At 55.1% G+C, this 20,958-nt stretch carries 28 protein-coding genes; 26 read left to right on the top strand and 2 right to left on the bottom strand.

Annotated elements, in window-relative coordinates; all coding sequences use genetic code 11:
* Positions 1 to 7: 7 nt before the first annotated feature.
* From tauB to tauD, 3 genes are read left to right on the top strand one after another with little or no spacing between them, the layout of a single operon-like run.
* The gene (gene tauB / locus FEM41_RS03480; protein ID WP_138094473.1) at positions 8 to 775 is read left to right on the top strand and encodes a taurine ABC transporter ATP-binding subunit; all 768 of its coding nucleotides are present in this window, start codon (positions 8 to 10) and stop codon (positions 773 to 775) included.
* Positions 772 to 1,602, top strand: a complete 831-nt coding sequence (gene tauC, locus FEM41_RS03475; protein ID WP_138094471.1) for a taurine ABC transporter permease TauC — start codon at positions 772 to 774, stop codon at positions 1,600 to 1,602. Before tauB ends, tauC begins: the two co-directional genes overlap by 4 nt.
* Positions 1,599 to 2,447, top strand: coding sequence for a taurine dioxygenase (tauD, locus tag FEM41_RS03470; RefSeq protein ID WP_138094469.1), 849 nt, complete (start codon positions 1,599 to 1,601; stop codon positions 2,445 to 2,447). Before tauC ends, tauD begins: the two co-directional genes overlap by 4 nt.
* Positions 2,448 to 2,569: 122 nt before the next feature.
* Here the strand turns inward: tauD and FEM41_RS03465 are convergent, their stop codons facing one another.
* Positions 2,570 to 4,486 (bottom strand): ABC transporter ATP-binding protein, encoded by a 1,917-nt coding sequence (locus tag FEM41_RS03465; RefSeq protein ID WP_138094467.1) that lies wholly within the window; start codon positions 4,484 to 4,486, stop codon positions 2,570 to 2,572.
* A gap of 121 nt (positions 4,487 to 4,607) precedes the next feature.
* Here FEM41_RS03465 and kefG point away from each other — a divergent pair, with 121 nt between their 5' ends.
* The 4 genes from kefG to slyD all read left to right on the top strand — a co-directional run bounded on the left by kefG (position 4,608) and on the right by slyD (position 7,840).
* Entirely contained in the window at positions 4,608 to 5,159 is a 552-nt protein-coding gene (gene kefG / locus FEM41_RS03460) for a glutathione-regulated potassium-efflux system ancillary protein KefG (RefSeq protein WP_175340213.1), read from the top strand.
* Entirely contained in the window at positions 5,159 to 6,964 is a 1,806-nt protein-coding gene (gene kefB / locus FEM41_RS03455) for a glutathione-regulated potassium-efflux system protein KefB (protein WP_138094463.1), read from the top strand. The genes kefG and kefB overlap by 1 nt, the downstream gene beginning before the upstream one ends.
* Positions 6,965 to 6,975: 11 nt before the next feature.
* Positions 6,976 to 7,176, top strand: coding sequence for a YheV family putative zinc ribbon protein (locus FEM41_RS03450; protein ID WP_138094461.1), 201 nt, complete (start codon positions 6,976 to 6,978; stop codon positions 7,174 to 7,176).
* A 94-nt stretch (positions 7,177 to 7,270) separates the two neighbouring features.
* Complete coding sequence (gene slyD / locus FEM41_RS03445) at positions 7,271 to 7,840, top strand: peptidylprolyl isomerase (RefSeq protein WP_138094459.1); 570 nt, start codon at positions 7,271 to 7,273, stop codon at positions 7,838 to 7,840.
* Positions 7,841 to 7,896: 56 nt separating this feature from the next.
* Here the strand turns inward: slyD and FEM41_RS03440 are convergent, their stop codons facing one another.
* Positions 7,897 to 8,115, bottom strand: a complete 219-nt coding sequence (locus FEM41_RS03440; RefSeq protein ID WP_138094457.1) for a SlyX family protein — start codon at positions 8,113 to 8,115, stop codon at positions 7,897 to 7,899.
* Between the two features lie 230 nt (positions 8,116 to 8,345).
* Here FEM41_RS03440 and fkpA point away from each other — a divergent pair, with 230 nt between their 5' ends.
* From fkpA to rpsC, 19 genes are all read left to right on the top strand, one after another.
* Positions 8,346 to 9,164 carry an FKBP-type peptidyl-prolyl cis-trans isomerase gene (fkpA, locus tag FEM41_RS03435; RefSeq protein ID WP_138094455.1) on the top strand — a complete coding sequence of 273 codons (819 nt, stop codon included), beginning with the start codon at positions 8,346 to 8,348 and terminating at the stop codon, positions 9,162 to 9,164.
* Positions 9,165 to 9,324: 160 nt separating this feature from the next.
* Positions 9,325 to 10,050: a helix-turn-helix transcriptional regulator gene (locus tag FEM41_RS03430; RefSeq protein ID WP_138094453.1), complete on the top strand. Its 726-nt coding sequence runs from the start codon at positions 9,325 to 9,327 to the stop codon at positions 10,048 to 10,050.
* Positions 10,050 to 10,436 (top strand): sulfurtransferase complex subunit TusD, encoded by a 387-nt coding sequence (tusD, locus tag FEM41_RS03425; RefSeq protein ID WP_138094451.1) that lies wholly within the window; start codon positions 10,050 to 10,052, stop codon positions 10,434 to 10,436. The genes FEM41_RS03430 and tusD overlap by 1 nt, the downstream gene beginning before the upstream one ends.
* Entirely contained in the window at positions 10,436 to 10,795 is a 360-nt protein-coding gene (tusC, locus tag FEM41_RS03420; RefSeq protein WP_138094449.1) for a sulfurtransferase complex subunit TusC, read from the top strand. Before tusD ends, tusC begins: the two co-directional genes overlap by 1 nt.
* A 7-nt stretch (positions 10,796 to 10,802) precedes the next feature.
* Entirely contained in the window at positions 10,803 to 11,090 is a 288-nt protein-coding gene (gene tusB / locus FEM41_RS03415; RefSeq protein WP_138094447.1) for a sulfurtransferase complex subunit TusB, read from the top strand.
* Between the two features lie 125 nt (positions 11,091 to 11,215).
* On the top strand, positions 11,216 to 11,590 hold the full coding sequence (gene rpsL, locus FEM41_RS03410; RefSeq protein ID WP_138094445.1) for a 30S ribosomal protein S12: 375 nt from the start codon (positions 11,216 to 11,218) through the stop codon (positions 11,588 to 11,590).
* A gap of 96 nt (positions 11,591 to 11,686) precedes the next feature.
* On the top strand, positions 11,687 to 12,157 hold the full coding sequence (gene rpsG / locus FEM41_RS03405; RefSeq protein WP_138094443.1) for a 30S ribosomal protein S7: 471 nt from the start codon (positions 11,687 to 11,689) through the stop codon (positions 12,155 to 12,157).
* A gap of 92 nt (positions 12,158 to 12,249) precedes the next feature.
* A complete protein-coding gene (gene fusA, locus FEM41_RS03400; RefSeq protein ID WP_138094441.1) occupies positions 12,250 to 14,364 on the top strand; it encodes an elongation factor G in 2,115 nt (704 codons plus the stop codon).
* A gap of 73 nt (positions 14,365 to 14,437) precedes the next feature.
* Positions 14,438 to 15,622, top strand: a complete 1,185-nt coding sequence (gene tuf / locus FEM41_RS03395) for an elongation factor Tu (RefSeq protein WP_138094439.1) — start codon at positions 14,438 to 14,440, stop codon at positions 15,620 to 15,622.
* A gap of 157 nt (positions 15,623 to 15,779) precedes the next feature.
* Positions 15,780 to 15,974: a bacterioferritin-associated ferredoxin gene (gene bfd / locus FEM41_RS03390; RefSeq protein WP_138094437.1), complete on the top strand. Its 195-nt coding sequence runs from the start codon at positions 15,780 to 15,782 to the stop codon at positions 15,972 to 15,974.
* Between the two features lie 119 nt (positions 15,975 to 16,093).
* Entirely contained in the window at positions 16,094 to 16,570 is a 477-nt protein-coding gene (gene bfr, locus FEM41_RS03385; RefSeq protein ID WP_138094435.1) for a bacterioferritin, read from the top strand.
* A 290-nt stretch (positions 16,571 to 16,860) separates the two neighbouring features.
* Positions 16,861 to 17,172, top strand: a complete 312-nt coding sequence (gene rpsJ, locus FEM41_RS03380) for a 30S ribosomal protein S10 (RefSeq protein ID WP_001181005.1) — start codon at positions 16,861 to 16,863, stop codon at positions 17,170 to 17,172.
* A gap of 33 nt (positions 17,173 to 17,205) precedes the next feature.
* Positions 17,206 to 17,835, top strand: a complete 630-nt coding sequence (gene rplC, locus FEM41_RS03375; protein WP_138094433.1) for a 50S ribosomal protein L3 — start codon at positions 17,206 to 17,208, stop codon at positions 17,833 to 17,835.
* 10 nt (positions 17,836 to 17,845) lie between these two features.
* On the top strand, positions 17,846 to 18,451 hold the full coding sequence (gene rplD, locus FEM41_RS03370) for a 50S ribosomal protein L4 (protein WP_138094431.1): 606 nt from the start codon (positions 17,846 to 17,848) through the stop codon (positions 18,449 to 18,451).
* On the top strand, positions 18,448 to 18,750 hold the full coding sequence (rplW, locus tag FEM41_RS03365; protein ID WP_012768102.1) for a 50S ribosomal protein L23: 303 nt from the start codon (positions 18,448 to 18,450) through the stop codon (positions 18,748 to 18,750). Before rplD ends, rplW begins: the two co-directional genes overlap by 4 nt.
* Positions 18,751 to 18,769: 19 nt before the next feature.
* Positions 18,770 to 19,594 (top strand): 50S ribosomal protein L2, encoded by an 825-nt coding sequence (gene rplB, locus FEM41_RS03360; RefSeq protein ID WP_138094429.1) that lies wholly within the window; start codon positions 18,770 to 18,772, stop codon positions 19,592 to 19,594.
* 16 nt (positions 19,595 to 19,610) lie between these two features.
* Positions 19,611 to 19,889 (top strand): 30S ribosomal protein S19, encoded by a 279-nt coding sequence (gene rpsS / locus FEM41_RS03355; protein WP_017374152.1) that lies wholly within the window; start codon positions 19,611 to 19,613, stop codon positions 19,887 to 19,889.
* A gap of 14 nt (positions 19,890 to 19,903) precedes the next feature.
* The gene (gene rplV, locus FEM41_RS03350) at positions 19,904 to 20,236 is read left to right on the top strand and encodes a 50S ribosomal protein L22 (protein ID WP_138094427.1); all 333 of its coding nucleotides are present in this window, start codon (positions 19,904 to 19,906) and stop codon (positions 20,234 to 20,236) included.
* 17 nt (positions 20,237 to 20,253) lie between these two features.
* Positions 20,254 to 20,955, top strand: a complete 702-nt coding sequence (gene rpsC, locus FEM41_RS03345; protein WP_138094425.1) for a 30S ribosomal protein S3 — start codon at positions 20,254 to 20,256, stop codon at positions 20,953 to 20,955.
* Positions 20,956 to 20,958: the final 3 nt, after the last annotated feature.

Here is a 20,958-nt window from a genome sequence, read left to right as displayed (position 1 = left end):
AGGGCATATGCTGAAGGTCAGTCATCTCAGCGCCGGTTACCAGGGGCATCAGGTACTGCGCGATATTTCGTTGCAGATAGACAGCGGCTCTCTGGTGGTGGTACTTGGCCCTTCGGGTTGCGGTAAAACCACGCTGCTCAACCTGATTGCCGGATTTACGGCGCCTTCCTCGGGGAAGATTACCCATGATGGTCAGCTGGTGACCGGGCCGGGGGCCGATCGCGGCGTGGTATTTCAGAATGAAGGGCTACTGCCGTGGCGCAACGTGCTGGATAACGTGAGCTTTGGCCTGCAACTGGCCGGGGTGGAGCAGCCCCGACGGCATGATATAGCGCAGCGCATGCTTCGGCGTGTGGGGCTGGAAGGCTATGAGCGGCACTTTATCTGGCAACTGTCTGGCGGTATGCGCCAGCGGGTGGGGATTGCCAGAGCCCTGGCGGCGGACCCGCGCCTGCTGTTGCTGGATGAGCCCTTTGGCGCGCTGGATGCCTTCACCCGCGAGCAGATGCAGGAGCTGCTGCTGACCATCTGGCGCGATACCGGCAAGCAGATTCTGCTGATTACCCACGATATTGAAGAGGCGGTTCTGCTGGCCAGCGAGCTACTGATTCTGTCGCCGGGGCCTGGCAGGGTTGTGGATCGCCTGAACCTCGACTTCGGGCGTCGCTACGTGGAGGGCGAATCCTGCCGCAGCATTAAGTCGGATCCTGAATTCATCCGCTACCGCGAGTATGTATTGGGCAGCGTTTTTCACCAGCGGGAGGCCCTGCTATGAGCCTGCATGCCACGTTAAAAGCCGCAACCCGTCCAGGAACGCGCTACCGGTGGCGGATACCGGGGCGACTCTGGCTGAGCGCCGCTACGCTGTTGACCGTACTGGCAGTTTGGTGGCTGGTGACAACGCTGGAGCTTATCGATCCGCTGTTTCTGCCTGCGCCGCAGCAGGTACTGCATCAACTTATGGTTATTGGCGGATCTCAGGGCTTTATGGATGCCACGCTGTGGCAGCATCTGGCGGCCAGTCTGGGGCGCATTCTGGTGGCGCTGCTGGCGGCGGCGGTTATCGGCGTTCCCGTCGGTATTGCGATGGGGTTGAACGATAAAGTCCGTGCGGTGTTCGATCCGCTCATTGAACTGTACCGGCCAGTTCCGCCGCTGGCCTGGCTGCCGCTGATGGTGATCTGGTTCGGCATTGGTGAAACACCGAAGATTCTGCTGATTTATCTGGCGATTTTCGCCCCCGTCACGCTTTCCGCCGTGGCGGGAGTTCGCAGCGTCGATCCGGTGCGAGTGCGCGCCGCGCAGTCGTTGGGCGCCAGCCGCTGGCAGGTGTTGCGCTATGTGATTCTGCCCGGGGCGCTACCGGAAATTTTAACCGGCCTGCGTATCGGGCTGGGCGTTGGCTGGTCCACGCTGGTCGCGGCTGAGCTGATCGCCGCCACCCGTGGTCTGGGGTTTATGGTGCAGTCCGCCGGTGAGTTTATGGCGACCGATGTGGTGCTGGCCGGTATTGGCGTGATTGCGATAATCGCATTTGGTCTGGAGCTGGGGTTGCGCATACTGACGCGGCGGCTGACTCCCTGGCATGGAGTACAACGATGAACGAACGTCTGAGCATTACCCCGCTGGGGCCCGCTATTGGGGCTCTGGTTGATAATCTGTCGCTGGCAAAACCGTTGAGCGATGTGCAGTTTGAGCAGCTTTATCACGCGCTGATGAAGCACCAGGTACTGTTTTTCCGCAATCAGCCGATTGTGCCGACGCAGCAGCGCGACCTGGCACGGCGCTTTGGCGATCTACATATTCACCCGGTCTATCCTCACGCTCGTGAGGCTGATGAGATTATCGTGCTGGATACCCATAACGATAATCCGCCGGATAACGATAACTGGCATACCGACGTGACCTTTATCGAAAACCCGCCGCTGGGCGCTATTCTGGCGGCGAAGCAGTTGCCCGCCAGCGGTGGCGATACCCTGTGGGCTAGCGGTATCGCGGCTTATGAAGCGCTTTCCGCGCCGCTGAAACAGCTGTTGTGCGGGCTGCGGGCGGAGCACGACTTCACCAAATCCTTTCCGGAGTACCGGCACCGAGACAGCAAGGAGAGTCATGAACGCTGGAAGCGGGCGGTGGAGAATAACCCGCCGTTGCTACATCCGGTAGTGCGTACCCATCCGGTCAGCGGACGTCAGGCGTTGTTCGTTAATGAAGGATTCACCACCCGAATTGTCGATCTGGCGCCCAAAGAGAGCGACGCGCTACTGGGCTTTCTGTTTGCCCATATCACGAAGCCAGAATTTCAGGTGCGCTGGCGCTGGCAGGAAAATGATGTCGCTATCTGGGACAATCGGGTAACGCAGCATTACGCCAACGCCGACTACCTGCCTCAGCGGCGGGTGATGCATCGGGCGACGATACTGGGCGATAAGCCTTTTTATCGGGGGTAATGGCTGTGCGTGGCTGTGACGGCGTTGCTGCGTCGCCTCGGGATACTCACATACTATTTGTATGCTCCGTTCCCTCGGCTCCTTGCGCCTTGTCTCGCCGACGCACAGCCATGGTCCGGGCGTTACTGCTCCTCGAATACCTGAGTCAGTTGCTCCAGCTGTTCCTGCGCTTCCAGCCAGGCCATTTCCGTCTCTTCCAGAGCGGATTTAGCCTGGCTCTGGGCCTGCAGGCATTCGGTTAGCTCGGCTTTACGATCGGGATCGTACAGCCCCTGGTCCGACAGCTTCTCCTCGGCTGCCGCCAGCGTATCGCCCAGTTTTTCCATCTGCTTCTCAAGAGTCGCTATCCGTTTACGCAGCGGTTGGGTCTGGTTGCGGAATTCCGCTTCGCGCCGCTTCTGATCTTTACGCGCCTGGGCGCTGTTGGTGCTATCCGGCTTTGCTGCCGTATCCTGGCGACTCTCCTGCTTCTGCTGGTCACTCAACCACTGCTGGTAGTCGTCAAGATCGCCGTCGAAGGGTTCTACCAGCCCGTCATGCACCAGATAGAGGTCGTCGGTGGTGGAGCGCAGCAGGTGCCTGTCGTGCGAAACCACCACCAGCGCGCCGTCAAAGCCGATCAGGGCTTCGGTGAGCGCCTGACGCATATCGAGATCCAGGTGGTTGGTCGGTTCGTCCAGCAGCAGCAGGTTGGGGCGCTGCCAGACGATGAGCGCCAGCACCAACCGGGCCTTTTCGCCGCCGGAAAAGTGCTGCGTGGGAGCGCTGACCTTATCGCCGCGGAAGTCGAAACCGCCCAGATAGTCGCGCAGCGCCTGTTCGGTCTCTTTTGGTGCCAGACGCGCCATGTGCTGGAGCGGAGACTCATCGGCACGCAGAAACTCCAGCTGATGCTGGGCGAAATAGCCCAGCTTAATGCCTTTGGCTAACGCCACTTCGCCGTTAAGCGGCGCCAGTTCGTCCGCCAGCAGCTTGATCAGCGTGGATTTACCGGCGCCGTTACGCCCCAGCAGACCGATGCGTGAACCCGGAACCAGGTTGAGCTTAATCGACTTCAGCACGACTTTATCGCCATAACCGGCGCTGACGTGTTCCATCTTCAGCAGTGGATTCGGCAGGCTTTCCGGCGCCCGGAAGCTAAAGTGGAACGGGTTATCGACGTGGGCCGGGGCGATGAGCTCCATGCGTTCCAGCATCTTAATACGGCTCTGGGCCTGTTTGGCCTTGGTCGCTTTGGCGCGGAAACGATCGATATAGCTTTGCAGATGCGCGACCTTCAGTTGCTGGCTTTCGTAAGTCGCCTGCTGCTGGGCCAGACGCGTAGCGCGCTGGCGCTCGAAGTTGCTGTAATTGCCGGTGTATTCGAACAGCTGTTGCTGCTCGATATGAATAATTTTGTCCACGATGGGATCGAGAAAGTCGCGATCGTGAGAGATCAAAATCAGCGTTCCCTGATAGCTTTTCAGCCATTTTTCCAGCCAGATCACCGCATCCAGATCCAGGTGGTTGGTGGGTTCGTCAAGCAACAGCAGATCGGAACGGCAGATCAGCGCCTGGGCCAGGTTAAGACGCATACGCCAGCCCCCGGAAAAGTCGCTGACCGGGCGCTCCAACTGGGCGTTGCTGAAGCCCAGTCCGTGCAACAGACTGGCGGCGCGGGCGTGGATGGTCCAGGCGTCGATGGCGTCGAGCTTGCCGTGGAGCGTGGCGATGGCGTGGCCGTCGTTTTTCTCGTTGGCGCTGGCAAGCTGCTGTTCGAGCTGGCGATATTCGCGATCGCCATCGATAACATACTCGATGGCCGGCATGGCGAGCGCCGGAGTTTCCTGATTCACCCAGGCGAGCTGCCAGTTGCCGGGGAAGGTGGCGCTGCCGCCGTCGGCGGCGATCTCATGTTTCAGCAGTGCCAGCAGCGTCGATTTGCCACAGCCGTTCTTGCCCACCAGCCCTGCTTTTTGACCGGGGTTGATGGTGGCGGTCGCGTTATCCAGCAAAAGCTGAGCGCCGCGGCGGATCTGGAGAGATGAGAAAACAATCATAAGGCGCCGTATGTTCAGAGTATGTTAAATTGTCGTGACGAAGGCGTAGCATGGTGGTATGCCCGCCCGGGCTGCATGGTAGCCCAAAACAGAATCGAAGACGACGCCCTGGAGGGTAATGATGTCGCAGCCGCCTAAAGTTTTGCTGCTGTATGCCCATCCGGAATCCCAGGACTCGGTAGCCAACCGGGTTTTGCTCCAACCGGCTCGGCAGTTAAGCAATGTCACCGTGCACGACCTTTACGCGCACTACCCGGACTTTTTTATTGATATCCGCCATGAGCAGGAGCTGCTTGAGCAGCATGAGATCGTGGTGTTTCAGCATCCCCTCTATACCTACAGCTGCCCGGCGCTACTGAAAGAGTGGCTGGATCGCGTGTTGAGTCGCGGTTTTGCCAGTGGCCCGGGCGGTGATGTGCTGGCCGGAAAGTACTGGCGTAACGTGATTACTACCGGTGAGCCGCAGGCGGCATGGCGCCGTGACGGCCTGAATCACTACACCCTGAATGAGGTGCTGCGCCCTTTTGAGTTGACCGCCGCCATGTGCCGGATGCACTGGATGAATCCGATGATTATTTACCAGGCTCGCCGCCAGTCCGCCACCGCGCTGGCTCACTACGCCAGCGCTTACGGCGAATGGCTGGCCGAGCCGCTGCCGCCGGGAGGACACTGATGGAAGGAAGTGATTTACTGCTGGCGGGGCTGCTGTTTCTGTTTGCCGCCGTGGTGGCGGTGCCGATCGCTGCCCGGTTGGGCATTGGCGCCGTGCTGGGCTACCTGCTGGCGGGGATCGCCATTGGCCCTTGGGGGCTGGCGTTTATCAGCGATGTCGACGAAATTCTGCACTTCTCCGAACTGGGCGTGGTGTTCCTGATGTTTATCATCGGACTGGAGCTCAATCCGTCCCGGCTCTGGCAACTGCGGCGCCCGATTTTCGGCGTCGGTACCGGTCAGGTGCTGATTAGCGCCGGGGTGCTGGCGGGGCTGCTGATGCTGACCAATTTCAGCTGGCAGGCCGCGCTGGTCGGCGGTATCGGGCTGGCGATGTCGTCAACGGCAATGGCGCTGCAGCTGATGCGCGATAAGGGGATGAATCGCAGCGAATCCGGGCAACTGGGCTTTTCGGTACTGCTGTTTCAGGATTTGGCTGTCATTCCGGCGCTGGCGTTGGTGCCACTGCTGGCGGGCAATGGCGACGATCATCCGGACTGGATCCGTATTGGTCTGAAGGTACTGGCCTTTGCCGGTATGCTGCTGTTTGGTCGCTATCTGCTGCGCCCGGTGTTCCGCTTTATTGCTGGCTCCGGCGTGCGCGAGGTGTTTACCGCGGCGGCGCTGCTACTGGTGCTGGGTTCTGCGCTGTTTATGGATGCGCTGGGCTTCTCGATGGCGCTGGGCACCTTTATTGCCGGGGTACTGCTGGCGGAAAGCGAATACCGACACGAGCTTGAGATTGCGATTGAGCCCTTTAAGGGGCTGCTGCTGGGGCTGTTTTTCATCTCGGTTGGGATGGCGCTGAACCTGGGCGTGCTCTACACCCATCTGCTGTGGGTGGCGGTCAGCGTACTGGTGCTGGTGGCGGTGAAAGTGTTAGTGCTTTGGGGGCTGGCTCGCCTGCATGGCCTGCGCGCCGACGAGCGGCTTCAGTTTGCGGGCGTACTGAGTCAGGGCGGTGAGTTCGCCTTCGTGCTGTTTTCCGCCGCTTCTGCCCAGAAGCTGTTCGATAGCGATCAGATGGCGCTACTGCTGGTGACGGTCACGCTGTCGATGATGACTACGCCGCTGCTGATGAAGCTTATCGACAAACTGCTGGCCCGACGAATCAACAGTACGGAAGAGAGTAATGAAAAGCCCTGGGTGGAAGACGATCAGCCGGAGGTGATTGTGGTGGGCTTCGGCCGCTTCGGTCAGGTGATTGGCCGTTTGCTGATGGCCAATAAGAAGCGTATTACGGTGCTGGAGCGTGATATCGCCGCAGTCAATCTGATGCGTAAATATGGCTACAAGGTGTATTACGGCGATGCCGCGGAGCTGGAACTGTTGCGTTCGGCAGGCGCGGATCGTGCCCGCTCGATAGTCATCACCTGCAATGAGCCGGAAGATACGATGAAGATCGTCCATCTGTGCCAGCATCATTTCCCCCACCTGGCGATTCTGGCCCGGGCAAGGGGCAGGGTAGAGGCCCATGAGTTATTGCAGGCCGGGGTCAGTCTGTTCAGTCGTGAAACCTTCTCCAGTGCTCTGGAGCTGGGGCGCAAGGCGCTGATGTCGCTGGGGATGCATCCTCATCAGGCGTTACGTGCCCAGCATCACTTCCGTCGTCTGGATATGAGCATGCTGCGCGAGCTGATGCCGCTTCACAGCGACAATGCGCAAATTTCCCGGGTGCGTGAAGCCCGGCGCGAGCTGGAAGAGATTTTTGAGCGAGAGATGCAGCAGGAGCGACGTCAGATCAACGGCTGGGATGAGTTCGAATAGAGGACTGAGTAATGACAGTGCGTAAAAGATTTATCGCCGGTGCAGTGTGTCCACACTGTCAGGCGCAGGATTCCATGGCGATGTGGCGCGAAAACGGCGTAGATATTGTTGAGTGCGTGAAGTGCGGTCACCAGATGCGTGAAGCCGATAAAGAGGCGCGCGGTAGCGTGCGCGATCGTGAACAGGTTATCGGGATTTTCCATCCGGACTAGCGAGATGCGGCAGGTTTTTTTAAGCTAAGGGGTACAGCGGCGTCGATTTCCGCTACAATCGGCGCCCGTCACTTTCTCACGCTCAGGAGATATCATGAAAGTAGCAAAAGACCTGGTGGTCAGTCTGGCCTATCAGGTACGTACAGAAGACGGTGTAATGGTTGATGAGTCTCCGGTGAGTGCGCCGCTGGACTATCTGCACGGTCACGGCTCCCTGATTTCAGGCCTGGAAAAAGCACTGGATGGCCGCAGCGTTGGCGATAAATTCGACGTTAGCGTTGGCGCCAACGATGCCTACGGTCAGTACGACGAAAACCTGGTTCAGCGCGTACCGAAAGACGTCTTCATGGGCGTTGATGAGCTGCAGGTGGGGATGCGTTTCCTTGCTGAAACCGATCAGGGTCCGGTACCGGTAGAAATTACCGAAGTCGGCGATGACTACGTTGTGGTTGACGGTAACCACATGCTGGCGGGTCAGAACCTGAACTTTAACGTTGAAGTGGTGGCGATTCGTGAAGCGACGGCGGAAGAGCTGGCTCACGGCCACGTTCACGGCGAGCACGACCATCATCACGGTGAAGGCGACGGCTGCTGCGGCGGTCACGGCCACGACCACGAGCATGGCAAAGGCGGTTGCGGTAACGGCGGTTGCGGTTGCCACTAAGCGCGCTATAAATGCAAAAAAAGCTTCCATCCGGAAGCTTTTTTTATGTCTGTATTTCAGTAGTGCGGCGGTGGCGTTTCTTCTGACTGGTGTGCGACCAGCGACTCCTGGCTGGACTTGATCTTCTCTACCAGTATTTTCAGATGTTCGCGTAGCCTGGCCATTTCCAGCTCATGGGCGGTGACCGTCTGGTTCAGTTCTTCGATGGTCAGCTCCTGGAATGCCAGGCGGCTTTCCAGTTCGGCCAGGCGCTGTTCGGTCGATTTGTCGTGCATGATTCCTCCTGGGATTTGCCGCAGCCCCTGTACGGCTCCGGGATTTTACTGGAATTCCCCGGGTCTGACAGTGGCTTATTGCCGTTGAGGAAACTTATTTAAACAAAAATAGTCTTAACTTGACTCGGGATCAGACCGGGTGAGATTGTGTTGCTTTTCTCACAGACGGTATAGTACACAATTCGGTTCATACAAACCCGGGGCGAGAGACTTCGGGCTGGAGATAATGGATGAAATCACTGTTTAAAGTAACGCTGCTTGCGACCACGATGGCTGTGGCGCTGAATGCACCGCTGGCGTCCGCTGCTGATGCAGCTAAACCGGCTGCCGCTGCGAGCGACAGCAAAGCGAATTTCAAAAATGACGATCAGAAATCCGCTTATGCCCTGGGTGCATCTCTGGGCAGCTACATGGAAAACTCACTGAAAGAGCAGGAAAAACTGGGGATTAAACTGGATAAAGACCAGCTGATTTCCGGTGTTCAGGATGCTTTTGCTGATAAGAGCAAGCTTTCCGATGAGGAAATTCAGAAAACGCTCCAGGCGTTTGAAACCCGTGTGAAGACCGCCGCTCAGGAACGTATGGAAAAAGAAGCGACGGAAAACGAAACCAAAGGTAAGAAGTTCCGTACCGACTTCGCTGCCGAGAAAGGTGTGAAAAACACCAAGAGCGGTCTGCTGTATAAAGTAGAGAAAGAGGGTAGCGGCGACGCACCGAAAGACAGCGATACCGTGGTGGTGAACTACAAAGGTACGCTTATCGACGGTAAAGAGTTCGATAACTCCTACACCCGCGGCGAGCCGCTCTCTTTCCGTCTGGACGGCGTTATTCCAGGCTGGACCGAAGGTCTGAAGCACATTAAGAAAGGCGGCAAGATCAAACTGGTTATCCCGCCGGGTCTGGCTTATGGTAAGGCTGGCGTTCCGGGGATTCCGGCGAACTCCACCCTGGTGTTCGACGTTGAGCTGCTGGATATTAAACCGGCACCGAAAGAAGACGCTAAAGCTGATGCCGATAAGGCTAAGCAGGAAGCAGGAAAGAAACAGTAATCCGCTTCAGTTTAAGCGCCGCCCTTCGGGGCGGCGTTTTTATTTGGAATTAAAACTGGAAAGCGCTGGCTGGGCTGTATTACCTTAAGCTTCACACGTTATATAACGAGCCTGCATCTGCGTAATGGCAACAGGCTGCCGTAAAGGAGTGATTTTCTTCATGTCCAGGTCGCTTTTAACCAATGAAACCAGTGAACTTGATTTACTGGATCAGCGTCCCTTTGTTCAGACCGACTTCGATATTCTAAAATCCTACGAAGCGGTAGTGGATGGCCTGGCAATGTTAATTGGCCCCCACTGTGAAATCGTTTTGCACTCATTACAGGATCTGAAATGTTCGGCAATTCGTATCGCCAACGGGGAACATACCGGGCGTAAGATTGGGTCTCCCATTACTGACCTGGCGCTGCGCATGCTGCACGATATGACCGGTGCCGACAGCAGCGTATCAAAGTGCTATTTCACCCGCGCCAAAAGCGGGGTTCTGATGAAGTCGGTGACCATTGCTATCCGTAATCGGGAACAGCGGGTGATTGGTCTGTTATGCATCAATATGAATCTCGATGTGCCGTTCTCGCAGATTATGAGCACCTTCATTCCGCCGGAAAGTCAGGAGGAAGTTCCCTCTTCGGTTAACTTCGCTTCATCCGTGGACGATCTGGTGACCCAGACACTGGAGTTTACGATTGAAGAGGTTAATGCCGACCGTAGCGTTTCCAATAACGCCAAGAATCGTCAGATTGTCCTGAATCTTTATGAAAAAGGGATCTTTGATATTAAAGATGCCATTAACCAGGTTGCGGATCGTCTGAATATTTCCAAGCACACCGTCTATCTCTATATCCGCCAGTTTAAAAGCGGTGATTTCCAGGGGCAGGAGAAGTAATGCATTTTGCCCTGACGGTGACCGGCCCCGCCTATGGTACTCAGCAGGCCAGCAGCGCGTTGCAGTTTGCCAGGGCGCTGATTGCCGAAGGCCATCAACTGGAGCGTGTGTTTTTCTATCGTGAAGGCGTTTATAACGCCAATCAGCTAACTGCCCCGGCCAACGATGAGTTTGATATCGTGCGCGCCTGGCAGGCGCTAAATGAAGACCATGGCGTTCAGCTTCATATCTGTGTGGCGGCCGCACTGCGTCGCGGTGTGGTAGATGAGACAGAAGCACAGCGCCTGGGGCTTAACGCCGCCAATATGCAGTCCGGCTTTACGTTAAGTGGCCTGGGACAGCTTGCCGAAGCGGCGCTGACCTGCGAGCGGATGGTGCAGTTCTGATGAAACGTATTGCCTTTGTTTTTAGCCGGGCTCCCCATGGCTCTGCTGCTGGCCGTGAAGGGCTGGATGCACTGTTGGCGACTTCGGCGTTGAGCGATGAGATCGGCGTGTTCTTTCTGAGCGATGGCGTACTGCAACTGCTGCCTGACCAGCAGCCCCAGAAAATCCTGGCGCGCGACTACATCGCCACCTTCGGCGTTCTGGAACTCTATGATATCGATCAGTGCTGGATATGCAGCGCCTCGATGCGTGAGCGCGGTCTGGAGCCGGGTTGTCCGCTGGTGATGGAGGCCGCGCCGCTGGAGCCGGATGCCTTACGCGCCCGGCTGGATGAGTACGACGTTATTTTCACTTTCTGAGGCCTTCATGCTGTTTACGCTCAGTCACTCCCCATTCCATTGCGATCTCGCCGCTCTGTTGCGCACGACCCGCGCCGGCGACGATCTGCTGCTGCTGCAGGATGGGGTTATCGCCGCGCTGGAAGGCGGGGCGGCCCTTGGGTTATTGCGTTCCGCCCCCATATCAGTCTACGCCTTGCAGGAAGATGTCGAAGCGCGCGGGCTTTCTGCGCAAATTTCGACCGAAATTGAGCGCGTAAGCTATACTGACTTCGTCAGACTAGCGGTAAACCAGCGTAGCCAGATGGCCTGGTAAGCTGCGTTCCGCTGTATATTTCTTGACACCCTTTCGGCCCGGCCCTAAAATTCTGCGTCCTCATATTGTATGAGGCCGTTTTATTACGTGTTTACGAAGCAAAAGCTAAAACCAGGAGCTATTTAATGGCAACAGTTAACCAGCTGGTACGCAAACCACGCGCACGCAAAGTTGCGAAAAGCAACGTGCCGGCGCTGGAAGCCTGCCCGCAAAAACGTGGTGTATGTACTCGCGTATATACCACCACTCCGAAAAAACCGAACTCCGCACTGCGTAAAGTTTGCCGTGTTCGTCTGACTAACGGTTACGAAGTGACCTCCTACATCGGTGGTGAAGGCCACAACCTGCAGGAACACTCCGTCGTCCTGATCCGTGGCGGTCGTGTTAAAGACCTTCCGGGTGTTCGTTACCACACCGTTCGTGGCGCGCTGGACTGCTCTGGTGTTAAAGACCGTAAGCAGGCTCGTTCCAAGTACGGCGTGAAGCGTCCTAAGGCTTAATGGATCTCCGTTAAGTAAGGCCAAACGTTTTAACTTAAATGTCAAACTAAACTCGTAGAGTTTTGGACAATCCTGAATTAACAACGGAGTATTTCCATGCCACGTCGTCGCGTCATTGGTCAGCGTAAAATTCTGCCGGATCCGAAGTTCGGATCTGAACTGCTGGCTAAATTTGTGAACATCCTGATGGTAGACGGTAAGAAGTCTACCGCTGAAGCAATCGTATACAGCGCGCTTGAGACCCTGGCTCAGCGCTCTGGTAAAGCCGAACTGGAAGCGTTTGAAATCGCCCTTGAAAACGTGCGCCCGACTGTCGAAGTTAAGTCGCGCCGCGTAGGTGGTTCTACCTACCAGGTTCCGGTTGAAGTTCGTCCGGTTCGTCGTAATGCTCTGGCAATGCGCTGGATCGTTGAAGCTGCTCGTAAACGCGGTGATAAATCCATGGCTCTGCGCCTGGCGAACGAACTTTCTGACGCTGCAGAAAACAAAGGTACTGCAGTTAAGAAACGTGAAGACGTTCACCGTATGGCAGAAGCCAACAAGGCGTTCGCACACTATCGCTGGTAATCCCACGACAGTGTAAGTCACCAGGCGGGCGCTTTAAGAAGCTGCCCGCGCTGGGTAACTCACTTGAACGCCTAAGGCAATAGAGGAATCAAATGGCTCGTACAACACCTATTGAGCGCTACCGTAACATCGGTATCAGCGCACACATCGACGCCGGTAAAACCACGACTACCGAACGTATTCTGTTCTACACCGGTATCAACCATAAGATCGGTGAAGTTCATGACGGCGCTGCCACTATGGACTGGATGGCTCAGGAGCAGGAGCGTGGTATCACCATCACCTCTGCTGCGACCACTACGTTCTGGCAGGGTATGGCGAAGCAGTATGAACCGCATCGCATCAACATCATCGACACCCCAGGGCACGTTGACTTCACCATCGAAGTAGAACGTTCCATGCGTGTGCTCGACGGTGCGGTCATGGTTTACTGTGCAGTCGGTGGTGTTCAGCCGCAGTCTGAAACCGTATGGCGTCAGGCAAACAAATATAAAGTTCCGCGTATCGCGTTCGTTAACAAAATGGACCGCATGGGTGCGAACTTCCTGAAAGTTGTTGACCAGATCAAAACCCGTCTGGCGGCTACCCCGGTCCCGCTGCAGCTGGCGATCGGTGCCGAAGACGCTTTCACCGGTGTTGTTGACCTGGTGAAAATGAAGGCCATCAACTGGAACGATGAAGATCACGGCGCAACCTTCACCTATGAAGATATTCCGGCTGACATGCAGGACTTGGCTGAAGAATGGCACCAGTTCCTGATCGAGTCTGCTGCAGAAGCTTCTGAAGAGCTGATGGAGAAATACCTCGGCGGTGAAGAACTGACTGAAGAAGAGATCAAAAAGGCTCTGCGTCAGCGCGTTCTGGACAACGAGATCATCCTGGTCACCTGTGGTTCTGCATTTAAGAACAAAGGTGTGCAGGCGATGCTGGATGCGGTCATCGACTACCTGCCGGCACCGACTGACGTTCCGGCGATCAAAGGTATGCTGGACGACGGTAAAGATACCCCGGCTGAGCGTCACTCTGACGACAAAGAGCCGTTTGCGGCGCTGGCGTTCAAAATCGCCACCGACCCGTTTGTGGGTAACCTGACCTTCTTCCGCGTGTACTCTGGTGTGGTTAACTCCGGTGATACCGTGCTGAACTCCGTGAAGTCTGCTCGTGAGCGCTTTGGTCGTATCGTTCAGATGCACGCTAACAAGCGTGAAGAGATCAAAGAAGTTCGTGCGGGCGACATCGCTGCTGCGATCGGTCTGAAAGACGTGACTACCGGTGACACCCTGTGCGATCCGGACGCGCCGATCATCCTGGAGCGTATGGAATTCCCTGAGCCGGTAATCTCCATCGCCGTTGAGCCGAAGACCAAGTCTGACCAGGAAAAAATGGGTCTGGCACTGGGTCGTCTGGCCAAGGAAGACCCGTCTTTCCGCGTATGGACTGACGAAGAGTCTAACCAGACCATTATCGCCGGTATGGGTGAGCTGCACCTCGACATCATCGTTGACCGTATGAAGCGTGAATTCAACGTTGAAGCGAACGTGGGTAAACCTCAGGTTGCTTACCGCGAAGCGATTCGCCAGAAAGTTACCGATATCGAAGGTAAGCATGCGAAGCAGTCTGGTGGTCGTGGTCAGTACGGTCACGTTGTGATCGACATGTATCCGCTGGAGCCGGGTTCAAACCCGAAAGGCTACGAATTTATCAACGAGATCAAAGGTGGTGTTATTCCTGGCGAATACATCCCGGCTGTTGATAAAGGTATCCAGGAGCAGCTCAAGTCTGGACCGCTGGCGGGTTACCCGGTAGTTGACCTCGGCGTGCGTCTGCACTTCGGTTCCTACCACGACGTTGACTCCTCCGAGCTGGCGTTTAAACTGGCCGCTTCTATCGCCTTTAAAGAGGGCTTTAAGAAGGCGAAGCCGGTTCTGCTTGAGCCGATCATGAAGGTTGAAGTTGAGACTCCGGAAGAGAACACTGGTGACGTTATCGGTGACCTGAGCCGTCGTCGCGGCATGCTGCGCGGTCAGGAATCCAACGTAACTGGCGTTGTTATTCATGCTGAAGTTCCGTTGTCTGAAATGTTTGGTTATGCAACCGACCTGCGTTCTCTGACCAAGGGTCGCGCATCTTACTCCATGGAATTCCTGAAGTATGATGATGCACCGAACAACGTTGCTCAGGCCGTTATCGAAGCCCGCGGTAAATAAGCCCAGGGTTTTAATACAATGATCCCGTGCTCTCCTTTCCACAGGGAGAGCACAGAAAGTAAGGAATATAGTCGTGGCTAAAGAAAAATTTGAACGTACAAAACCCCACGTCAACGTCGGTACTATCGGCCACGTTGACCATGGTAAAACCACTCTGACCGCTGCTATCACCACCGTACTGGCTAAGACCTACGGCGGTGCTGCTCGCGCATTCGACCAGATCGATAACGCGCCGGAAGAGAAAGCTCGTGGTATCACCATCAACACCTCTCACGTTGAGTATGACACCCCGACTCGCCACTACGCGCACGTTGACTGCCCCGGGCACGCCGACTACGTGAAAAACATGATCACCGGTGCTGCTCAGATGGACGGCGCTATCCTGGTTGTTGCTGCAACTGACGGCCCGATGCCGCAGACCCGTGAGCACATCCTGCTGGGCCGCCAGGTAGGCGTACCGTGCATCATCGTGTTCATGAACAAGTGCGACATGGTTGATGACGAAGAGCTGCTGGAACTGGTTGAGATGGAAGTTCGTGAGCTGCTGTCTCAGTACGACTTCCCGGGCGACGACTGCCCGGTTATCCGCGGTTCCGCACTGAAAGCGCTGGAAGGCGAAGCTCAGTGGGAAGAGAAAATCATCGAACTGGCTAACGCTCTGGATACCTACATCCCTGAGCCGGAGCGCGACACCGACAAGCCGTTCCTGCTGCCGATCGAAGACGTATTCTCCATCTCCGGTCGTGGTACCGTTGTTACCGGTCGTGTAGAAACCGGTATCATCAAAGTGGGCGACGAAGTAGAAATCGTTGGTATCAAAGATACTGCGAAGACCACCTGTACTGGCGTTGAAATGTTCCGCAAACTGCTGGACGAAGGCCGTGCTGGTGAGAACTGTGGCGTTCTGCTGCGTGGTACCAAGCGTGATGAGATCCAGCGTGGCCAGGTTCTGGCTAAGCCGGGCTCCATCAAGCCGCACACCAAGTTCGAAGCAGAAGTTTACGTTCTGTCCAAAGACGAAGGCGGCCGTCACACTCCGTTCTTCAAAGGCTACCGTCCGCAGTTCTACTTCCGTACTACTGACGTGACGGGTTCCATCACTCTGCCGGAAGGCGTAGAGATGGTAATGCCGGGCGACAACATCAAAATGAATGTTGAGCTGATTCACCCGATCGCAATGGACCAGGGTCTGCGCTTCGCAATCCGCGAAGGCGGCCGTACCGTTGGCGCGGGCGTTGTTGCTAAAGTTGAAGCTTAATTTCTTTTAAGCTGAACGAAAAAGGCGCCTTCGGGCGCCTTTTTGCTATCTGTTGTAAGTGAATTGTAGTACTCACATGATCTTCTTCCCGCGATGCGCTATTGTAATCATAACTATTCTCATTTAGAATTTGCGCAGTTTTTGAACGGGAGTTGTTATGTACGTTTGCTTATGTAACGGCGTGAGTGATAAAAAAATCCGCCAGGCCGTGCGCCAGTTTCATCCCCAGTCTTTTCAGCAGTTGCGTAAATTTATCCCCATTGGCAATCAGTGTGGTAAGTGCGTGAGAGCTGCCCGTGAGATCATGCAGGAAGAGATGATCCAGATGCCGGAATTCAAAGAGATCGCCTGAGTCCGCAATTGATCACTGAGTGCTGCCGACGCTGTTGGTAACCTCAGGTTTAGCGGGGATAGTTTGACTTACCCCGTAGCCCTTCTACGCTTTTTTGTAGTGGAAGCGGAGGGTTAAAAATGAAAGGTGACGTTAAGATAATAAATTATCTCAATAAATTATTGGGAAATGAGCTTGTCGCAATCAATCAGTACTTTCTTCATGCCAGAATGTTCAAGGACTGGGGGTTGATGCGTCTGAATGACGTTGAATACCACGAGTCCATTGATGAAATGAAACACGCCGATAAATACATCGAGCGCATCTTGTTTCTTGAAGGCATTCCTAATCTCCAGGATCTGGGTAAGTTACGCATCGGCGAAGATGTGGAAGAGATGCTGCGTTCCGATCTGCAACTGGAGATGGAAGGCGCTAAAGACCTGCGGGAGGCCATTGCCTATGCTGACAGCATCCATGACTACGTCAGCCGGGACATGATGATCAAGATTCTTGAAGAAGAGGAGCATCACATTGACTGGCTGGAAACGGAGCTGGGGCTGATAGATAAGATTGGCCTGCAGAACTATATACAGTCCCAGATTAAGGAAGAGGAGTAACCCTCTTCCTGATTCAGTCACCGGCGGGGGAGGGGCTTCTCCGCCGAATGCCGTTGACAGTGACGCTTTTCTAAACAGCGCTTGCTTAAGTGCGATATTCACGTATAATGCGCGGGCTTGTCATTATTGACGGCGGGTTCGACGGAACCCTGTGGTAATCTTCTCTTTTTTGGATTGCCGACAATGCTCCCAATCGGGGAGCTACGCAAGAACGATTACACTCCCCCATCAATCGTAATGGGTGTGAGGAGTAATTCTTTTCGTCTATAAATAATTGGAGCTCTGGTCTCATGCAGAACCAAAGAATCCGTATCCGCCTGAAAGCGTTTGATCATCGCCTGATCGATCAATCAACCGCGGAAATCGTCGAGACTGCCAAGCGCACTGGTGCGCAGGTACGTGGTCCGATCCCGCTGCCGACCCGCAAAGAGCGCTTCACCGTTCTGATCTCTCCGCACGTTAACAAAGACGCGCGCGATCAGTACGAAATCCGCACTCACAAGCGTCTGGTTGACATCGTTGAGCCAACCGAGAAAACCGTTGATGCTCTGATGCGTCTGGATCTGGCTGCCGGTGTAGACGTGCAGATCAGCCTGGGTTAATCAGGGTCATTGAGCGATTGAGAGGTTGAAACAATGATTGGTTTAGTCGGTAAAAAAGTGGGCATGACCCGCATCTTCACTGAAGAAGGCGTTTCTATCCCCGTAACCGTTATCGAAGTAGAAGCAAACCGCGTTACCCAGGTTAAAGATCTGGCTAGCGATGGCTACCGTGCAGTTCAGGTTACCACCGGTGCTAAAAAAGCAAACCGCGTAACCAAGCCGGAAGCGGGTCACTTCGCTAAAGCTGGCGTTGAAGCTGGCCGTGGTCTGTGGGAATTCCGCCTGGCTGAAGGCGAAGAGTTCACCGTAGGTCAGGACATTAGCGTTGAGCTGTTTGCTGAAGTTAAGAAAGTTGACGTAACTGGCACCTCTAAAGGTAAAGGTTTCGCCGGTACCGTTAAGCGCTGGAACTTCCGTACCCAGGACGCGACTCACGGTAACTCCTTGTCTCACCGCGTTCCGGGTTCTATCGGTCAGAACCAGACTCCGGGCAAAGTATTCAAAGGCAAGAAAATGGCAGGTCAGATGGGTAATGAGCGTGTAACCGTTCAGAGCCTGGACGTAGTACGCGTTGACGCTGAGCGCAACCTGCTGCTGGTTAAGGGTGCTGTTCCGGGTGCAACCGGCTGCGACCTGATCGTTAAACCGGCTGTGAAGGCGTGAGGAGATAGCAATGGAATTAGTACTGAAAGACGCGCAGAGCGCGCTGACTGTTTCCGAAACTACCTTCGGTCGTGATTTCAACGAAGCGCTGGTACACCAGGTTGTAGTTGCATACGCTGCAGGTGCTCGTCAGGGTACCCGTGCGCAGAAAACCCGTGCTGAAGTGACTGGCTCCGGTAAAAAACCGTGGCGCCAGAAAGGTACTGGTCGTGCACGTTCCGGTTCCATCAAGAGCCCGATCTGGCGCTCTGGTGGCGTAACCTTCGCTGCACGTCCGCAGGACCACAGTCAAAAAGTTAACAAAAAGATGTACCGCGGCGCGCTGAAAAGCATTCTGTCCGAGCTGGTACGTCAGGATCGTCTGATCGTCGTCGAGAAGTTTGCAGTCGATGCGCCGAAGACCAAACTGCTGGCGCAGAAACTGAAAGACATGGCGCTGGAAGATGTGCTGATCATCACTGGTGAGCTGGACGAGAACCTGTTCCTGGCCGCACGTAACCTGCACAAGGTTGACGTTCGCGACGCAACGGGTATCGACCCGGTTAGCCTGATCGCCTTCGACAAAGTCGTCATGACTGCTGACGCTGTTAAGCAAGTTGAGGAGATGCTGGCATGATCCGTGAAGAACGTCTGCTGAAAGTGCTGCGTGCACCGCACGTTTCTGAAAAAGCGTCTACTGCGATGGAAAAAAACAACACCATCGTTCTCAAAGTTGCTAAAGACGCGACCAAAGCAGAAATCAAAGCTGCTGTGCAGAAACTGTTTGAAGTCGAAGTCAATGACGTACGTACCCTGATCGTTAAGGGTAAGGTTAAGCGTCATGGACAGCGTATCGGTCGTCGTAGCGACTGGAAAAAAGCTTACGTCACCCTGAAAGAAGGCCAGAATCTGGACTTCATTGGCGGCGCTGAGTAAGTCGGAGGAGTAAAGAACAATGGCAATTGTTAAGTGTAAACCGACATCTCCGGGTCGTCGCCACGTCGTTAAAGTGGTGAACCCTGAGCTGCACAAGGGCAAACCTTTTGCTCCGTTGCTGGAGAAAAACAGCAAGTCCGGTGGCCGTAACAACAATGGCCGTATCACTACCCGTCACATCGGTGGTGGTCACAAGCAGGCTTACCGTATTGTTGACTTCAAGCGCAACAAAGATGGTATCCCGGCAGTTGTTGAGCGTCTTGAGTACGATCCGAACCGTTCCGCGAACATCGCGCTGGTTCTGTACAAAGATGGCGAGCGCCGTTACATCCTGGCCCCTAAAGGCCTGAAAGCTGGCGACCAGATTCAGTCTGGCGTTGATGCTGCTATCAAAACCGGCAACACCCTGCCGATGCGCAACATCCCGGTTGGTTCTACCGTTCATAACGTAGAAATGAAGCCGGGTAAAGGCGGCCAGCTGGCTCGCTCTGCAGGCGCATACGTGCAGATCGTTGCTCGCGACGGTGCATACGTTACCCTGCGTCTGCGCTCTGGCGAGATGCGTAAGGTTGAAGCCGAATGCCGCGCGACACTGGGCGAAGTCGGTAACGCAGAACATATGCTGCGCGTACTGGGTAAAGCTGGTGCCAGCCGCTGGCGTGGTGTTCGTCCGACCGTTCGCGGTACTGCGATGAACCCGGTAGATCACCCGCACGGTGGTGGTGAAGGTCGTAACTTTGGTAAGCACCCGGTATCCCCGTGGGGCGTTCAGACCAAAGGTAAGAAGACCCGTAGCAACAAGCGTACTGATAAGTTCATCGTACGTCGCCGTAGCAAAAAATAATTTTAGAGGATAAGCCATGCCACGTTCTCTCAAGAAAGGTCCTTTTATTGACCTGCACTTGCTGAAGAAGGTAGAGAAAGCGGTGGAAAGCGGTGACAAGAAGCCCCTGCGCACCTGGTCCCGTCGTTCAACGATCTTTCCTAACATGATCGGTTTGACCATCGCTGTCCATAATGGTCGTCAGCACGTTCCGGTATTCGTAACCGATGAAATGGTCGGTCACAAACTGGGTGAATTCGCGCCGACCCGTACTTATCGCGGCCACGCGGCTGATAAGAAAGCCAAGAAACGTTAAGAGAGGAGGAAGAGATGGAAACTATCGCTAAACATCGCCATGCTCGTTCTTCTGCTCAGAAGGTTCGCCTGGTGGCTGACCTGATCCGCGGTAAGAAAGTGTCGCAGGCTCTTGAAGTTCTGACCTACACCAATAAGAAAGCGGCTGTACTGGTCAAGAAAGTTCTGGAATCTGCCATTGCTAACGCTGAACACAACGATGGCGCTGATATCGACGATCTGAAAGTCACGAAAATCTTCGTCGACGAAGGTCCGACCATGAAACGCATTATGCCGCGTGCCAAAGGTCGTGCAGATCGCATCCTGAAGCGCACCAGCCACATTACTGTGGTTGTGTCCGATCGCTGAGACTCTGGAGACTAGCAATGGGTCAGAAAGTACATCCTAATGGTATTCGCCTGGGTATTGTAAAACCCTGGAACTCTACCTGGTTCGCGAACACCAAAGAATTCGCTGACAACCTGGACAGCGATTTTAAAGTACGCCAGTACCTGACTAAGGAACTGGCTAAAGCGTCCGTATCCCGCATCGTTATCGAGCGTCCGGCTAAGAGCATCCGTGTGACCATTCACACCGCTCGCCCGGGTATCGTTATCGGTAAAAAAGGTGAAGACGTAGAGAAACTGCGCAAGGCCGTAGCCGATCTGGCTGGCGTACCTGCTCAGATCAATATCGCCGAAGTTCGTAAGCCTGAACTGGACGCTAAACTGGTAGCTGACAGCATCACTTCTCAGCTGGAGCGTCGTGTGATGTTCCGTCGCGCGATGAAGCGTGCTGTTCAGAACGCTATGCGTCTGGGCGCTAAAGGTATCAAAGTTGAAGTTAGCGGCCGTCTGGGCGGCGCGGAGATCGCACGTACCGAATGGTACCGTGAAGGTCGTGTTCCGCTGCACACCCTGCGTGCTGATATCGACTACAACACTTCCGAAGCGCACACCACTTACGGTGTAATCGGCGTTAAGGTATGGATCTTCAAAGGTGAGATCCTTGGTGGTATGGCTGCTGTTGAACAGGCGGAAAAACCGGCTGCTCAACCCAAGAAGCAGCAGCGTAAAGGCCGTAAATAAGGA

The organism is Jejubacter calystegiae (assembly GCF_005671395.1).
Taxonomy (GTDB): Bacteria; Pseudomonadota; Gammaproteobacteria; order Enterobacterales; family Enterobacteriaceae; genus Jejubacter; species Jejubacter calystegiae.
Note: the sequence above shows the minus strand (reverse complement) of the source record. Positions and strands in the feature narration are given on the sequence as shown.

Coding starts and splice junctions, on each gene's coding strand:
- tusC (WP_138094449.1), top strand. CDS start 10,436: ATGAAACGTATTGCCTTTGTTTTTAGCCGGGCTCCCCATGGCTCTGCT.
- rplV (WP_138094427.1), top strand. CDS start 19,904: ATGGAAACTATCGCTAAACATCGCCATGCTCGTTCTTCTGCTCAGAAG.
- fusA (WP_138094441.1), top strand. CDS start 12,250: ATGGCTCGTACAACACCTATTGAGCGCTACCGTAACATCGGTATCAGC.
- FEM41_RS03430 (WP_138094453.1), top strand. CDS start 9,325: ATGTCCAGGTCGCTTTTAACCAATGAAACCAGTGAACTTGATTTACTG.
- rpsC (WP_138094425.1), top strand. CDS start 20,254: ATGGGTCAGAAAGTACATCCTAATGGTATTCGCCTGGGTATTGTAAAA.
- tauC (WP_138094471.1), top strand. CDS start 772: ATGAGCCTGCATGCCACGTTAAAAGCCGCAACCCGTCCAGGAACGCGC.
- slyD (WP_138094459.1), top strand. CDS start 7,271: ATGAAAGTAGCAAAAGACCTGGTGGTCAGTCTGGCCTATCAGGTACGT.
- fkpA (WP_138094455.1), top strand. CDS start 8,346: ATGAAATCACTGTTTAAAGTAACGCTGCTTGCGACCACGATGGCTGTG.
- FEM41_RS03440 (WP_138094457.1), bottom strand. CDS start 8,115: ATGCACGACAAATCGACCGAACAGCGCCTGGCCGAACTGGAAAGCCGC.
- kefG (WP_175340213.1), top strand. CDS start 4,608: ATGTCGCAGCCGCCTAAAGTTTTGCTGCTGTATGCCCATCCGGAATCC.
- rpsG (WP_138094443.1), top strand. CDS start 11,687: ATGCCACGTCGTCGCGTCATTGGTCAGCGTAAAATTCTGCCGGATCCG.
- rpsS (WP_017374152.1), top strand. CDS start 19,611: ATGCCACGTTCTCTCAAGAAAGGTCCTTTTATTGACCTGCACTTGCTG.
- rpsL (WP_138094445.1), top strand. CDS start 11,216: ATGGCAACAGTTAACCAGCTGGTACGCAAACCACGCGCACGCAAAGTT.
- tauD (WP_138094469.1), top strand. CDS start 1,599: ATGAACGAACGTCTGAGCATTACCCCGCTGGGGCCCGCTATTGGGGCT.
- rpsJ (WP_001181005.1), top strand. CDS start 16,861: ATGCAGAACCAAAGAATCCGTATCCGCCTGAAAGCGTTTGATCATCGC.
- rplW (WP_012768102.1), top strand. CDS start 18,448: ATGATCCGTGAAGAACGTCTGCTGAAAGTGCTGCGTGCACCGCACGTT.
- rplD (WP_138094431.1), top strand. CDS start 17,846: ATGGAATTAGTACTGAAAGACGCGCAGAGCGCGCTGACTGTTTCCGAA.
- tauB (WP_138094473.1), top strand. CDS start 8: ATGCTGAAGGTCAGTCATCTCAGCGCCGGTTACCAGGGGCATCAGGTA.
- bfr (WP_138094435.1), top strand. CDS start 16,094: ATGAAAGGTGACGTTAAGATAATAAATTATCTCAATAAATTATTGGGA.
- tusD (WP_138094451.1), top strand. CDS start 10,050: ATGCATTTTGCCCTGACGGTGACCGGCCCCGCCTATGGTACTCAGCAG.
- FEM41_RS03450 (WP_138094461.1), top strand. CDS start 6,976: ATGACAGTGCGTAAAAGATTTATCGCCGGTGCAGTGTGTCCACACTGT.
- rplC (WP_138094433.1), top strand. CDS start 17,206: ATGATTGGTTTAGTCGGTAAAAAAGTGGGCATGACCCGCATCTTCACT.
- FEM41_RS03465 (WP_138094467.1), bottom strand. CDS start 4,486: ATGATTGTTTTCTCATCTCTCCAGATCCGCCGCGGCGCTCAGCTTTTG.
- kefB (WP_138094463.1), top strand. CDS start 5,159: ATGGAAGGAAGTGATTTACTGCTGGCGGGGCTGCTGTTTCTGTTTGCC.
- tusB (WP_138094447.1), top strand. CDS start 10,803: ATGCTGTTTACGCTCAGTCACTCCCCATTCCATTGCGATCTCGCCGCT.
- rplB (WP_138094429.1), top strand. CDS start 18,770: ATGGCAATTGTTAAGTGTAAACCGACATCTCCGGGTCGTCGCCACGTC.
- bfd (WP_138094437.1), top strand. CDS start 15,780: ATGTACGTTTGCTTATGTAACGGCGTGAGTGATAAAAAAATCCGCCAG.